This window comes from Asticcacaulis sp. (assembly GCF_027484505.1).
In the GTDB taxonomy this organism is placed as follows: domain Bacteria; phylum Pseudomonadota; class Alphaproteobacteria; order Caulobacterales; family Caulobacteraceae; genus Asticcacaulis.
Map to the genome: position 1 here is coordinate 1 of NZ_JAIXSV010000354.1, position 13,900 is coordinate 13,900.

Annotated in this window: 15 protein-coding genes; 4 read left to right on the forward strand and 11 right to left on the reverse strand. The window is 63.2% G+C overall.

What is annotated here, in order from left to right; translation table 11 throughout:
- The coding region (locus Q0072_RS20825; RefSeq protein WP_298333753.1) for an alpha/beta fold hydrolase at nt 1–338 on the reverse strand (338 nt) is incomplete at its 3' end.
- 245 nt (nt 339–583) lie between these two features.
- Here Q0072_RS20825 and Q0072_RS20830 point away from each other — a divergent pair.
- The 4 genes from Q0072_RS20830 to Q0072_RS20845 all read left to right on the forward strand — a co-directional run bounded on the left by Q0072_RS20830 (nt 584) and on the right by Q0072_RS20845 (nt 5,040).
- On the forward strand, nt 584–1,294 hold the full coding sequence (locus Q0072_RS20830; RefSeq protein ID WP_298333755.1) for a TetR/AcrR family transcriptional regulator: 711 nt from the start codon (nt 584–586) through the stop codon (nt 1,292–1,294).
- A gap of 81 nt (nt 1,295–1,375) precedes the next feature.
- Nucleotides 1,376–2,509 (forward strand): alpha/beta hydrolase, encoded by a 1,134-nt coding sequence (locus Q0072_RS20835; RefSeq protein ID WP_298333757.1) that lies wholly within the window; start codon nt 1,376–1,378, stop codon nt 2,507–2,509.
- A 125-nt stretch (nt 2,510–2,634) separates the two neighbouring features.
- The gene (locus Q0072_RS20840) at nt 2,635–3,375 is read left to right on the forward strand and encodes an autoinducer binding domain-containing protein (RefSeq protein WP_298333759.1); all 741 of its coding nucleotides are present in this window, start codon (nt 2,635–2,637) and stop codon (nt 3,373–3,375) included.
- A 204-nt stretch (nt 3,376–3,579) separates the two neighbouring features.
- A complete protein-coding gene (locus Q0072_RS20845; protein WP_298333761.1) occupies nt 3,580–5,040 on the forward strand; it encodes a PAS domain-containing methyl-accepting chemotaxis protein in 1,461 nt (486 codons plus the stop codon).
- 62 nt (nt 5,041–5,102) lie between these two features.
- Here Q0072_RS20845 and Q0072_RS20850 read toward each other — a convergent pair whose 3' ends face one another.
- The 10 genes from Q0072_RS20850 to Q0072_RS20895 all read right to left on the reverse strand — a co-directional run bounded on the left by Q0072_RS20850 (nt 5,103) and on the right by Q0072_RS20895 (nt 13,785).
- On the reverse strand, nt 5,103–7,277 hold the full coding sequence (locus Q0072_RS20850) for a heavy metal translocating P-type ATPase (RefSeq protein WP_298333763.1): 2,175 nt from the start codon (nt 7,275–7,277) through the stop codon (nt 5,103–5,105).
- Nucleotides 7,274–7,420, reverse strand: a complete 147-nt coding sequence (ccoS, locus tag Q0072_RS20855) for a cbb3-type cytochrome oxidase assembly protein CcoS (RefSeq protein WP_298333765.1) — start codon at nt 7,418–7,420, stop codon at nt 7,274–7,276. Before ccoS ends, Q0072_RS20850 begins: the two co-directional genes overlap by 4 nt.
- Nucleotides 7,421–7,422: 2 nt before the next feature.
- Complete coding sequence (locus tag Q0072_RS20860) at nt 7,423–7,929, reverse strand: FixH family protein (RefSeq protein ID WP_298333767.1); 507 nt, start codon at nt 7,927–7,929, stop codon at nt 7,423–7,425.
- Nucleotides 7,907–9,367: a cytochrome c oxidase accessory protein CcoG gene (gene ccoG, locus Q0072_RS20865; RefSeq protein WP_298333769.1), complete on the reverse strand. Its 1,461-nt coding sequence runs from the start codon at nt 9,365–9,367 to the stop codon at nt 7,907–7,909. Before ccoG ends, Q0072_RS20860 begins: the two co-directional genes overlap by 23 nt.
- Nucleotides 9,368–9,423: 56 nt before the next feature.
- Nucleotides 9,424–10,314: a cytochrome-c oxidase, cbb3-type subunit III gene (ccoP, locus tag Q0072_RS20870; RefSeq protein WP_298333771.1), complete on the reverse strand. Its 891-nt coding sequence runs from the start codon at nt 10,312–10,314 to the stop codon at nt 9,424–9,426.
- Complete coding sequence (locus Q0072_RS20875) at nt 10,307–10,462, reverse strand: cbb3-type cytochrome c oxidase subunit 3 (RefSeq protein WP_013480886.1); 156 nt, start codon at nt 10,460–10,462, stop codon at nt 10,307–10,309. The genes ccoP and Q0072_RS20875 overlap by 8 nt, the downstream gene beginning before the upstream one ends.
- The gene (gene ccoO / locus Q0072_RS20880) at nt 10,459–11,214 is read right to left on the reverse strand and encodes a cytochrome-c oxidase, cbb3-type subunit II (RefSeq protein WP_298333773.1); all 756 of its coding nucleotides are present in this window, start codon (nt 11,212–11,214) and stop codon (nt 10,459–10,461) included. Before ccoO ends, Q0072_RS20875 begins: the two co-directional genes overlap by 4 nt.
- Nucleotides 11,214–12,698: a cytochrome-c oxidase, cbb3-type subunit I gene (gene ccoN / locus Q0072_RS20885; protein ID WP_298333775.1), complete on the reverse strand. Its 1,485-nt coding sequence runs from the start codon at nt 12,696–12,698 to the stop codon at nt 11,214–11,216. Before ccoN ends, ccoO begins: the two co-directional genes overlap by 1 nt.
- A gap of 19 nt (nt 12,699–12,717) precedes the next feature.
- Nucleotides 12,718–13,434, reverse strand: coding sequence for a sulfite exporter TauE/SafE family protein (locus Q0072_RS20890; protein ID WP_298333776.1), 717 nt, complete (start codon nt 13,432–13,434; stop codon nt 12,718–12,720).
- A 159-nt stretch (nt 13,435–13,593) separates the two neighbouring features.
- On the reverse strand, nt 13,594–13,785 hold the full coding sequence (locus Q0072_RS20895) for a hypothetical protein (protein WP_298333778.1): 192 nt from the start codon (nt 13,783–13,785) through the stop codon (nt 13,594–13,596).
- Nucleotides 13,786–13,900 lie beyond the last annotated feature (115 nt).

The window sequence follows — 13,900 nt, forward strand, 5'->3', positions numbered from 1 at the left end:
ATAGACGTACCAATAAAGGTGGCGCGCTCGATCCCCAAGTGCGCCATCAGGGCCAGCATGTCCTGCACATAGACGCCCAGCGCATAGTGTGCGGGCTCTGAGTCGTACTCTGAACGCCCGCGCCCGCGCTGATCCGGGATAATAAAACGATGATCGGCGGGCAGGTGCGCCATCAGCGGCTCGAAATCGGCGCTGTTGCGCGTCAGGCCGTGCAGGCATATGACCACGCGCCCGGCCTTCGGATTATAGTCGCGGGCATAGAGCTTCAGCCGTCCGCTGCCCAGCGAATCCGCGCCACTGCGATAGGTCACGTCGTCGTAGGTTAACCCTGCCGACATGGCATTGTGTCCTGTGCTGTTTTTCCCGTGTAGGCCCGGGCTCTTAGTGTGGACCGGTAGTCTGAGAATTTTTCAACGGCCGTTGAATGTCAAGCCGCTAAATTCAATTTCCGTTGAAATTAACCCTGATGTGGCCAAATCGGCGCACTAGATTTTGCGGACGAATGACGAGAAAACGTTTTCCTTTTGGCCATCCGCAGGCCTGTGTTAGACGGAGCCATTGTCGAATCTCATCCTGTGGATACATGCCGCCCGACTCCGCCCCTGAACCGACTGTCAAAAGCCCCAAAGGCCGCCGCAAGGTGTCGGATGCGCCGTCGCGCCGCGATCTGGTGCTGGATGCCGCCGAGGCCCTGTTTTCACAGCACGGTTTTGACGGGGTGACGGTGCGTCAGGTGGCGCAGGCGGCGGGCGTCGATGTCGCTCTGCCCAACTATTATTTCGAGTCCAAACAAGGTCTCTATGACGCGGTGTTCGGGCGGCGGGCTTTGGTGCTCAACGACCGACGGGAAGCGGCCCTGCGCACGGTGCTGGAGAGCGAAGACACCCCCACTTTAGAGTCCATCCTGCGCGCCTTTATCGTGCCGGTGCAGACCATGCACGCCGCCGCTGATCCGGGCTTTCGCAACTATTGCCGGCTGGTGGCGCAGGTCAATTCGTCGGGCGTGCTGGCCCCGATGATGACCGCCCACTTTGACCGCCTGATCCTCAAATTCATCGACGCCCTGCGCCGCGTCCTGCCGCACGTCGCTGACCGTGAACTGTACTGGGGCTATCATTGCCTGTCAGGGGCTTTGACCCTGACCATGGCCTCGACCGGGCGCATCGACCACCTGTCGAACGGCCTGTGTCGCTCGGACGACGCCGAAGACGCCTATGAGCACCTGATCAGCTTCCATCTGGGGGCGTTTCAGGCCATGGAAGACCGCGCAAAGGCGGCTGTCGCCAAGGCCTGATTCTACATCTGTTGAATTTCTCGTTGCGCCCGGCAGGGGATGCGGTCATGCTCCTCACAAAACAACACCGGGAGACGCCACATGAAACGCCTGCTGCCTGTCCTGACCGTCGGAGCCTGCCTTATGACCACGCCGCTGGCGGCTGAACCCATCGTGCCGACCCCTGTGGAGGCGCAGGCCGTGGCCTTCATGCAGCAGGACGAGCCGTGGTTTATCGCCCACCTCAAAGGGCCGCGCGAAGTGTCAGAAGGCCACGCGCTCGATCCGCGTCTGCAATACGTGCTGGAAAACGTGACGCGTCCGGCGGCGACACCGGCCGTCAAGGCACAGATGCGCGCCGTCTATGCCACTGAGGCCGGTCGTAAGGCTACGCGCGCCGCGCTCGATCGCTACTGGGCGACGCGCACCGCGCCCGTCGAGGGCGTGCTGGCCAGCGACCGCACCATCACCACACGCGGCGGCGACTTGCCGGTGCGTATCTTCGTCCCGGCGGCCTTGCAGGGCGTTAAGTCTGCGCCGGTTCTGATCTATTATCACGGCGGCGGCTTCATGTTCGGCAGCCTGGACGCCTTTGACCCCAGCCTGCGGGCGCTGGCGCGCGATCTGAAGATGATCGTGGTCGCCCCCGGTTACCGGCTGGCGCCCGAACACCCTTACCCGGCGGCGCATCAGGACGCCGAAGACGCCTGGAGCTGGGTGGCGGCGCACGCGGCCGAGTTCGGCGGCGATGCCAAACGCCTGAGCCTCGGCGGCGACAGCGCCGGGGGGACGCTGGCCCTGTCGGTGGCGTTGAGACAGAAAAAGGCCGCTATCCGTCCGGCGGGCCTTCTGCTCTACTATCCGGGGGTGGATCGCGTGAACAGCTATCCGTCGATGACGGAACTGGGCAGCGGTTACGGCCTTGATGCCGACAATCTGGAGTATCTGGCGGCGCAGGTCTATCCCGCCGGCACGACGCCACCACCCGAAGACGCTTCGCCGATGCAGGCCGATCTGAAAGGCCTGCCCGCCACCCTGATCGTCACGGCGGGCTTTGATCCGCTGAGGGATTCGCAGCGCGCCTTTGCCGATAAGCTGAGTGGGGCGGGGGTGATGGTCAAACGCCTGCACTACCCCAGCCTGATCCACGCCTTCCTGCAAACCACGGCCTATGTGCCAGACGCCCAAAAGGCGCAGACGGAGTCGGCGACGCTGTTTGCGCAGGGCCAGAAATAAGCTCCGACAGCGGAGAGTTAAGGCCGAAGGGCGATAGCTGGGCGTTTGGCGGGTGAAGACGTTTGCAAAGTCGCGTTCGCCGTATAAGTGTAACCGGACTGGTTTTTCTTCGAATCGGAGGGGACATGCCCAGCTATATCTCCAAGCGCGTCGCGGACCCCGCCCGGCAGGCGGCGATGGAAGTGATCGCCAATCAGTTCGGGCGCGCCCATGCGCATCATCCGCTGATGGAAACCCTGCGCCAGATCGTGCCTTTTGACAGCTTTGCCATGTCGGGCCTCGCCTTTTTCGGGCTGGGGGTCGGGCGCGGCGTCATGCTGGCTTCGGATATGCCGGAAGAGTTTATCCGTTTGTTCCTCAATGAAAAACTCTATCATCAGGACCCGATGTCCTATCTGATGACGGCGGAACAGCATTGGGGCAGCTGGCATGATCTGGGGCCGGACGTGCTGACGGGCCCCGGCGTCGAGCGCATCCGGCAACTGGAACGGCAGTTCGGTATTACTACCCGCAGCGCCGTCGGTTTTTTCAATGGGGAACAGCGCTTCGGCGGCGTGACCTTCTGTAGGACCACCCCGTTCAGCGATCACGAAAAATTCATCCTCGAAATGACGACGCGCGTGGTGCACGCCGAACTGTCGGATCAGCTTCTCAGCGCCATGAATCAGCATCTGGGGCTGTCCGACGGCGAACTGGCCTGTCTCAAACATTTTGCCGACGGCCTTGAGGTGCCGGCCATCCATCAGGTGACGGGCTATACTACCGATACCGTCTATACCTATGCCAAGTCGGCGGCGAAGAAGATGGGTGTGCGCGGGCGCACCCACGCCGTAGCCGAAGCCTTACGCCGTAAGGTGATCGCCTGAGCGGTTCCCATATAGTGAGACGTAAGACCCTGCTAACTATAATGGTGTTATCGTGGCGTTAAGGTTTGTGCCCCAAAATTAGACGCTATGATGCATCAGAGGCCGGAAAGAGCCTTGAAGCGGCGGTAAATTGAGGCTGAGCGGATGTCATGTCCGCACAAGGATAGAGGGTGGATTAAAGTGTTTTTCGGTTCAAACACCAGCTTGGATAAGGCTGTAGTAAACGCGTTAGATACGTCACAGGCGATCATCCAGTTCACTCCGGACGGCAAGATTATTTCGGCCAATGCCAATTTCCTGACGGCCGTGGGCTATAGCGAGCGCGAGGTGGTCGGTCAGCATCACCGTCTCTTCTGTCTGCCCGACTATGTGCAGTCGGAGGCCTATCGCCATTTCTGGAGCGATCTGGCCGCCGGACGTTTTCAGGCGGGCGAATTCAAGCGCATCGGCAATAATGGCAAGATCGTCTGGCTTCAGGCCAGCTATAACCCCGTTAAGGACAAGAGTGGCAAGGTCGTGCGGGTGGTGAAGCTCGCCTCCGACATCACCGAGGCCAAGGCGAAATCCCTTGATCATGCGGGCAAGGTCGAGGCCATCATGCGTGCGCAGGCGGTCATTGAATTCACGCCGCAGGGCGAGATTCTGATGGCCAATGACAATTTCCTGAAAACTCTGGGCTATAGCCTCAACGAGGTGGTCGGACAGCACCACCGTATCTTCTGCGAACCGCAATACGCACAGTCGTCAGAGTATCGTCAGTTCTGGGAGCGGCTGCAACGCGGTGAGTTTCAGGCGGCCGAATACCGGCGTCTGGGTAAGGGCGGTAAGGAGGTCTATATTCAGGCCTCGTATAATCCCGTGTTTGACGACACCGGCGCGGTCATCAAGGTGGTCAAGTTCGCTATCGACACCACCGAAGCCGTCAAACGCCGTATCCGCAATGAAGAGCTGAGCCGCGAGGTCAACCGTCAGCTGAATGCGGTGGTGAAGCAGATGATCGACGCCACCCACATGGCCGCTACGGCCTCCACGGCCTCGACGGAAACCGGTTCGGTGGTCAATGCGGTGGCGGCGGCGTCTGAGGAACTGAGCGCCAGCGTCAAGGAAATCGCCGGCAATATGGGGCAGGCGCGCGAAAGCGTCGAAGGCATCTTCCGCCACGCCGAAGGCGCCGGACAATCGGCCGGCGCGCTCAACCAGTCCGCCGCCTCGATGAACAATGTGGTCGAGATGATCCGCGAAATCGCCAGCCAGATCAATCTTCTGGCGCTCAATGCCACTATCGAGTCGGCGCGCGCGGGCGAGGCGGGCCGGGGCTTTGCGGTCGTGGCCTCTGAGGTCAAGACACTGGCCAATCAGGCGGCGCGTTCGACCGAGACCATCTCGAAAGAAATCGCCAATATGCAGACGGTGACGACCGAGGTGGTCGGCGCGCTGGGCATCATTACCTCCAGTATGACGGCGGTGATGGACAATGTCGCGGGTGTCGCCTCGGCCATCGAGCAGCAAAAGGCGGTCAGTTCCGAAATATCGGGCAATATGCAGGCCGCCGTGACCGCCGTGCATGAGATCGACGAGAAGCTCAGCCATTTGAGCACCACCTTCAACGACGTGGCGCAAGCCTCTGAAGAGGTGAAGGAAAATGTCGAAGCCCTGGTGGCGTAGGTTTTAGTAAGCGTACAGTCAGCGTAAAGAGAGGCCGCCCGGCGACGGGCGGTTTCGTGCGTTCAGTGCCCCGGCAGTTTGAGCCGAAACGCATTGGCCACCACGACCAGTGATGAGGCCGACATGGCAATCGCGGCGATCAGCGGCGTCACCCAGCCACCCACGGCCAGCGGCACAGCAATCAGATTATAGCCAAACGACAGGACGAAATTTTGCGTGACGATGCGCCCGGTGCGCTCGGCCACGCGCAGCGCCTCGGCCACGGGCCACAGGCTGTCGCCACGAAACACAAGGTCGGCGGCGTTCTGCGTGATGTCCATGCCCGACGCCGGGGAGATAGAGACGCTGGCCGCCGACAGGGCCGCCGCGTCGTTCAGCCCATCGCCGACCATCAGCACCTTGCGCCCTTCGGCTTGCAGACGTTGCACGGTGGCGAGCTTTTCCAGCGGCGACAGGTCGGCGTGACGGGTGTCGATGCCCAGCTCCGCTGCCACCCGTTGCGCCGCGACGTGCCGGTCGCCGGACAAGAGCCAGATGTCGAGCCCGCGCGCCTTCAGCGCGTCGATGGTCCGCCGCGCATCGAGCCGCAGCGTGTCCTCGAACACCAGACGTACCGGGGCATTTGCACCCAGCCGGAACCACAGTTCCGGGGCGCTGTCGCCGGTGGACTCTATCCCCAGCCACGCGGCCTTGCCCAGCCATACCGGCTCACCGTCCACCTCGCCGCGCAGGCCGTAGCCGGGGACGTCCTCGACCGTGGCGGGCGCGACGGGCAGGTCGGGCCGCGCCTGCACGAGCGCGCGCGACAGGGGGTGACGGCTTTGCGCCGCCAGCGCCACAGCCAGCCGCGTCTCGTATTCGTTCAGCGCCGACGGGTTCATCCACGTCGGCTGACCGCGCGTCAGGGTGCCGGTCTTGTCAAAGATGACCGTATCGGCGGCGGCCAGACGCTCCAGACCGCGCGCGGATTTCAGCAGGATGCCGCGTCGGAACAATTGCCCGGACGCCAGAACCTGCGCCACCGGTACGGCCAGCCCGAGCGCGCAGGGGCAGGTGACGATCAGCACGGCCATGGCCTTCAGCAGCGCGTCCTGCCAGCCGCCATGCCCCCACAGGGCCCAACCGGCAAAGGTCAGGGCGGCGGCGATATGCACCACCGGCGCGTAAATGGCCGCCACGCGGTCGGCGATGTGCACAAAGCGCGCCTGACCCTGTTCCGCCGTCTCCATCAGGGCCACAGTGCGCGACAGAAGGCTGTTCTCGGAGGCCGCCGTGATGACGGCTTCCACGGGGGCGGCGACATTGATCGTGCCGGCATAGACGGTCTCACCGGGGCCGACGGCGCGCGGCAGGGTCTCACCGGTCAGCAGGCTGGTATCGACCTCCGTCGTGCCACGCGTCAGGGTGGCGTCGGCGGCGATCTTTTCACCGGCGGCCACCATAAGCGTCATGCCGGGGCGCAGGTCGCTGATCTTGCACGCGCGTACCTGGCCGTCCTCGCGCACACTGGCCGTGCCGTCCAGCATGGCCAGCAGCCCCTCGGCGGCTTCCCGCGCCTTGCCGCGCGCCTTGAGGTCGAGATAGCGCCCGATCAGCAGGAAGAACAGCAACATAACCGAGGCGTCGAAATAGACGTGCGGCCCGTGGCGGATCGTCTCGAACAGGCTCATCCCCGCCGTCAGCAGCACGGCGACGCTGATCGGCACGTCCATATTGCTGCGTCCGTGCCTGAGTGCGGCCATGGCGCTGCGGAAGAAGGGGCGGCCCGCATAAAGTGTGGTCGGCAGGGCGACCAGCGCCATAGCCCAGTGCATCAGGTCGCGCGTCGCCCCGTTGAGCGAGGCGTCATCGCTGAACCACAGGGCGTCGGCGAACAGCATGACAAAGGTGGTGGCAAACCCGGCCACGGCCAGACAGCGCAGCAGCAGGCTTTCTTCGGCTTTCGCCCCTTCGCTGGCTTTTGAAATGTCGAAAGGGGCGACGGAAAAGCCCAGCGCCTCGACGGCGGCGGCCAGATCATTGGCGCGCGGGGTAAAATCCCCCTTGTCCCATACCAGTTTCAGCCTCTGGGTGGCGTAGGTCATGCGCGCACTGACGCCGTCATAGGCATTGAGCGTGCTTTCGACCTTCCACGCGCAGGCGGCACAGCGCATCCCCTCGACGCGCAGATAGAGCGCTTGACGGGCTTCGTCCTCTTCGGTGACGTAGCAGCCGTAATCGGTCAGGGTGTCGGTCATGACTCGTCATCGTCGTGCAGGATGCGCTCGGCCTGCATCTCCGGATCGTCGAACTGCTGGCTGCGCAGGGCCCACATGAAGGCTGCCCCCGCAATCAGGGCCAGCACACCCGCCGCCACCACCAGAAGGATCAGAATGTCCACGATCAGTTTTCCACGAAAGCGCGCGTCTGCATCTGCTGGTCCGCCACCTGCACGGTGATGTGGGCGGTCCAGACGCTGGGGGAGGGCAGGGCGGCGGTGGTCGCATAAACGCCCTGGCCTTCGGGCGTGAGCACCAGATGGCGGTCCAGCGCCTTTTGTGCGGGGTGGATCAGCCACACCTCGACCTGCCCGCGGTCCAGCGGCGCGCCCTTGGCGTCGAGCGCCCGCACCCTCAGCCGCCCGCCCGTGTGGCTGAGCATGACCTGCCAGCCGAGCGCCTTCTGGGCAGCGGCGGCTTCCAGAGTCTGGTTATAGGCCAGCCCCTTTTCATAGGCCTGCGGTGTGACCTCGCTGGGCTGATGGCGAAAGGCGATGACGGTGAAACAGATCAGGGGGATCATGAAGCTGAGAAAAAAGGCCGCGATCACCCACGGCACGAAGCGGCCGCGCCGGCGGTCGATCTCGGCCTGAGAGAGAGGCTTGGCCTCAGCGAATGAAGTAGCTGTCATGGCGGGCGCTTTCCGGGTTTTGGGCAGGGTTTTGGGCAGGGTTACGGGTGTCAGACAAAAGGAAGCGAATATCGCTGCGGCCGTGCGTTGTGGCCTCCGGCGTATCGACGCGCACGCGGAAGCTGGCGACGCTGTTGGCGGGGACGTGCAGCGTTTCGACCGCCTCATCCCCGGCGGCCAGCACCTCCAGTCGCGCCTGAGACAGGCCCTGTGTGCTGAGGCGATAGGCGCGATCGTCGTGCGACTTATTCAGGATCTTGATCTGGTAATTGTTGCGCACGCTGCCGTCGGACAGGCGCACAAATTGCGGGGCGCGTGCGTGGTTGACCGTCAATTCGGTCATGGGACGCAGCACAATGGCCGTCAGCATCAGACTACCCACGGTGGACAGGATCAGGGCATAGGCCAAGGTGCGCGGCCGCACCCAGCGCATCTTTTGCTGCGGCACGACGGTCTTGCCGCTTTTACGGTGGGCGATATCGAGCGTGCGATAGCCTTCGCGCCGCTGACGCTGGTTCGACTCGGTGTCATAGCGGATCAGACCGCGCGGCAGTTCGATCTTGTCCATCACGCTGTTGCAGGCGTCGATGCACAGGCCGCACGAGATGCACTGCATCTGAAGGCCGTCGCGGATGTCGATCCCCATCGGGCAGACGATGACGCAGGAATCGCAGTCGATGCAGTGGCCCTTGCCGTCCCAGCTGTCACCCTTCTTGTGCTTGCCGCGCGGCTCACCGCGTTCGGCCTCATAGGTGATGATCAGGGTGTCCCTGTCGAACATGGCCGACTGAAAGCGCGCATAGGGGCACATATAGGTGCAGACGTTTTCGCGTGCGAAGCCGGCCATGAAATAGGTCGAAAGCGTCAGGGCGATGATCCAGCCCAGCACCGACCATGACACATCCAGATGCCACAGGTCGCTGAAGAGGGTGGGGGCGTCATTGAAATAGAAGACCCACGCCCCGCCGGTGACGGCCCCGATCAGCAGCCAGATCAGGTGGGTCAGGCTTTTCTTCCACACCTTCTCCAATGTCCAAGGGCTTTCGTCCAGCTTGCGCCGCGCATTGCGGTCGCCCTGCACGAAGCGCTCGACCCACACGAACAGGTCGGTCCAAACGGTCTGCGGGCAGGCATAGCCGCACCACACCCGCCCCAGCAGCGCCGTGGCGAAGAACAGGCCGATGGCGGCGAGAATCAGCACGCCGACCAGCAGATAGACCTCTTGCGGCCAGATTTCGATGCCGAAGAAATAACCGCGCTGCCCCACCAGATCGACCAGTATGGCCTGATCCGGCACGTGCGGGCCGCGGTCCCAGCGCAGCCACGGGGCCGTGTAGTAAAGGCCGAGCAGGACGATCATGCTCAGCCATTTCAGGGACCGAAAGGTGCCTTTGACGCGGCGCGGGTAGATTTTCCGGGCGGTTTCAAACAGGGACATGGTGTTTACTCAAAAAATCCACCTCCCGGTGGGGGCGCACCGGGAGGTGAGACGGGTCACTCACCGCCGCCCAGACTGTGGACGTAGATGGCGACCTGACGGCGGGAATCGTCGGACATGCGCGACTGCCAGGACGGCATGACACCGGCGCGGCCCTTGGTGATGGTCTGGACCAGGGTGGCCTTGTCACCGCCATAGAGCCAGATGGCGTCATTGAGGCGCGGGGCACCCATCTGACGGTTGCCGATACCGCCTTCGCCGTGACAACTGACGCAGTTCTGCTGAAACACTGCCTGACCGCGCGTGAAGGCGGCCGAGGCGACCGGCTGACGCAGATAGCTGACATAGGTGGCCACATCGTCGATCTGTGCCGGGGTCAGCATCCCTTCGCGGCCCATCACCGCCCCGAAGGCCGGCATGGCCACGGCGTGCGTGTTCGGATGGGTCGAATGCGAGCCGACATTGATGGTGTTATAGATGTCTTCGGCGGTGCCGCCGAACAGCCAGTCGTCGTCATTGAGGTTGGGATAGCCGCGACGGCCTTCGCCGCCCGCCCCGTGACAGGCCGCGCAGTTTTCCTTGAACACCACTTCGCCACCGGCACGGGCAAATTCAAACAGGACGGGGTCCTGCTTGATTTCGGCAAAGCTCGCCTTGTGGAACTTACCGAGCCAGCCGCTCTGACGCTGGGTGATCTCGGCCTGCTCGTGCTTCAGCTTGTCGTACTGGGTCCAGCCGGCAATGCCCTTGGTATGACCGCTAAGCGTCGGCCAGGAGGGATAGACCACCCAGTAGCCGATAGCCCAGACGATGGTTAGCATCCACACGATCAGCCACCAGCGCGGAGCGGGGTTGTTCAGTTCCTTCAGGCCGTCCCATTCATGGCCCGTCGTCTCGACCCCGCTGTGGGCGTCGATGTCTCTGTGGGGTTCGGGCGCATCAGACATGGTCGGTGTCCTCGTCTTGGAGGGGGATAAGGCGGTGCGCCTGAAGCGCGTCTTTGTTCTTCGGCCAGTAGGCCCACAGGGCGATGCCGAGGAAGGTGAGCGTGAAGGCGAGCGTGATGAGCCCGCCCATAAGCGACAGGTTCATCATTTGGCGGCTCCGGTCTTCGGCTTCAGGGCGTAATCCGGGTCGTAGGTCGAGAAATCGACATCGGTGCCCAGCTTTTGCAGATAGGCGATCAGGGCATCCATCTCGGTGATTTCATCGGGATTGCCGTCGAAATCGCGCACCGCCACCTTGTCGCCATAGCGTTCCTGAAGGCCGCTGGGGTCGATAAGGGCGTTGGGATTGGCCTGCGCCTCATAGTCGTTCTGCGCCTCGTCGATCATGGCCTGCGTGTAGGGCACGCCCAGCGACTGAAGCACCTTCAGGCGCTTTTTGATGCGCCAGTCGCCATAGGGCTTTTCAGCCAGAAAGGCGTAGCTGGGCATGATCGATTCCGGCACCACGGCGCGCGGATTTTTCAGGTGGGCGACGTGCCATTCGTCGGAATACTTGCCGCCCACGCGGGCCAGATCGGGCCCGGTGCGCTTGGAGCCCCAGACGAAGGGGTGGTCGTACATGCTTTCGGCCGCCAGCGAATAGTGGCCATAGCGCTGCTGCTCATCGCGCAGGGGGCGGATCTGCTGCGAATGGCAGGTGTTGCAGCCTTCGCGGATGTAGATTTCCTGCCCCATCAGCTCCAGCGGCGTGTAGGGACGCACGCCCTTCACCGGTTCGATCGTGGTTTGCATACGGAACAAAGGCAGGATCTCGATGATGCCGCCGATCGACACCGCAATGACGGTGAAGATCAGCAGGAGCATGGAGTTGCGTTCGAGTTTTTTATGTTTTTCCAGCATCAGACGTGCTCCGGCAGGGCGGCGGGGGTCAGTGAGGGTGTGCCCGTTTCCGAGGCAACGCTGTCGGGGCTGGCGATAGTCTTCCAGATGTTGAAGACCATGATCAGCGCCCCCAGCAGGAACAGAAGGCCCCCGATGGCGCGGATGATGTAGTAGGGGTGCATGGCGGCGACGGTTTCGACGAACGAATAGGTCAGGAAGCCCATCTCGTTATAGGCGCGCCACATCAGGCCCTGCATGATGCCCGCCACCCACATCGAGGTGATGTAGACAACGATGCCGACGGTCGCGACCCACAGGTGCAGCGAGATCAGCCTGGTCGAATACATGCCGGGTTTCTTCCACAGGTGCGGCACCAGATAGTAGATGGCGCCGAATGAGATGAAGGCGACCCAGCCCAGTGCGCCGGCATGGACGTGACCGATGGTCCAGTCCGTATAGTGCGACAGCGAGTTGACGGCCTTGATCGACATCAGCGGCCCTTCAAAAGTGGACATGCCGTAGAAGCTGAGGGCGATGATCATGAATTGCAGGATCGGGTCGTCGCGCAGTTTGTGCCACGCCCCCGACAGGGTCATCATGCCGTTGATCATACCGCCCCAGGACGGCATCCACAGGATGATGGAGAAGGTCATGCCCAGAGTCTGCGCCCAGTCGGGCAGGGCGGTGTAGAGCAGGTGGTGCGGGCCGGCCCAGATATAGATGAAGATCAGCGCCCAGAAGTGGATGATCGACAGGCGGTAGGAATAGACCGGACGGTTGGCCTGCTTCGGGATGTAGTAATACATGATGCCGAGGAAGCCGGCGGTCAGGAAGAAGCCCACCGCATTATGGCCGTACCACCACTGGATCAGGGCCGACTGCACACCGGCCCAGGCCGAATAGCTGTGGACGCTGCCGATCTGGATGGGCACCGACACGTTGTTGACGAGGTGCAGGATGGCCACGGTGACGATAAAGGCCAGATAGAACCAGTTGGCGACGTAGATGTGCTTTTCCTGACGCTTCCACAGGGTGCCGAGGAAGTTGATCAGATAGGCCACCCAGACGATGGTCAGCCACAGGTCGGCATACCATTCCGGCTCCGCATATTCCTTGCCCTGCGTGACGCCGAAGACGTAGCCGAGACCCGCCATCAGGATGAAGGCCTGATAGCCCCAGAAGGTGAACCAGCTCAGGCCATCCGAGAAGAGGCGCGCCCGGCAGGTGCGCTGCACCACGTGGTATGAGGTGGCAAACAACACATTGCCGCCAAAGGCAAAAATCACCGCCGAGGTGTGCAGCGGACGCAACCGCCCGAAGGTCAGATAGGGCGGGATGTTGAAGTCGGGAAAGGCCATCTGCACGGCGATCAGCAGGCCGACGGCAAAGCCCGCTATGCCCCAGAACATGGCGGCGATAGTGAAATATTTGAGGATCGTCTCGTCATAGACCGGCCGGGAGGGGGCGACCGTTGGCGGTGGGGCTATAGCGGTTTGTGACATGAAGTGTTTCCTTACTGTGTCAGAATCGGGCGCTGAGGGCGAAGAGGAGGACGGCATTGACGCCAAGCGCGGTCAGGCGCAGGGCGTCCTGAAACCACGGCCAGCGTTGCAGGAGGGGCGCGCCGAACAGGCCCAGCGCGCTGAGCGCCGGGACGGTGCCGGCACCGAAGGCCAGCATCCCCAGCGCGCCGGAGAGGGGATTCCCCGCCGCGGCCACCGCCGTCAGGGCGACGAAGACGAGGCCGCACGGCAGCAGACCCAGACTGAGGCCGAGCGCGTAGCGCGCCACCACGCGGGGGCTGTTGTGGCCGGACATGGCCTTGAGGCGGCACGGCAGCCGCAGGCCCAACCGAAAAGGCAGACGCAGGCCAAACCGCGTCAGAAGCCCTTCGGCCAGCAGATAGAGAAAGGCCGTGGCCACCAGAGCCAGCAGGGCGCGGCGCACCAGCTCAAGCACCGGCGAGGCGGGCAGGAAGAACAGCACGCTCCCGGCGGCGGCCCCCAGCAGGGCATAGGTGGTCAGGCGACCGGCATGATAGGGCAGCAGCAGGCGCGCCCACCGCGACTGACCCGGCGCGGCTATCTGCATCAGCACAAACGGGCCGCACATGGGCAGGCAGTGGGCGATGCTGCCCGTCAGACCGGCGAGGAACAGGCCAAGCCACAGCGGCCCCTGTCCCTCGACAAGGGCGCCGCAGGCCGGGAACAGTCCCGAAAAGACCTCGTGCGCCGTCATATGTGTCTGTCCTGATGGGGGGCCTGATGTCGTCCGGCCGCCGCCTCGCTGTGGGTGGAAGGCCGTTGGGCGGCCTGTGTGTGCAGGGGGTGGTTACAGTTCCGCGCGGACAAAAGCGCCTGAGCCAAATGGCGCGGGGCAATTTGCCGCAAGCCGCTGTTATTTTTGGTGTGCGGGATTGTCCGCCGGGCCCGCCTTCGGTTCCGCCGCGACCAGAGCTGCCGCCAGCGCGATCAGTTCGTCAGTGGACAACACGACGTGCGCCAGCGACCACAGACCGTCATCGGTCGGCGTGGGTTCCCAGCCCTTGCGCCGCACCGTGCGCAGGGCCTTATCGACGGAGACGGGCATCCGTGCCCTCAGCGAAGTCTTGCGGGAAAGGGGGTAAACATCGACTCACTCCTGAAACAGCCTCAGGGAGTCGTATATGCAGCTACCGCCACATGCGCCTTAACGTGCGATAGGG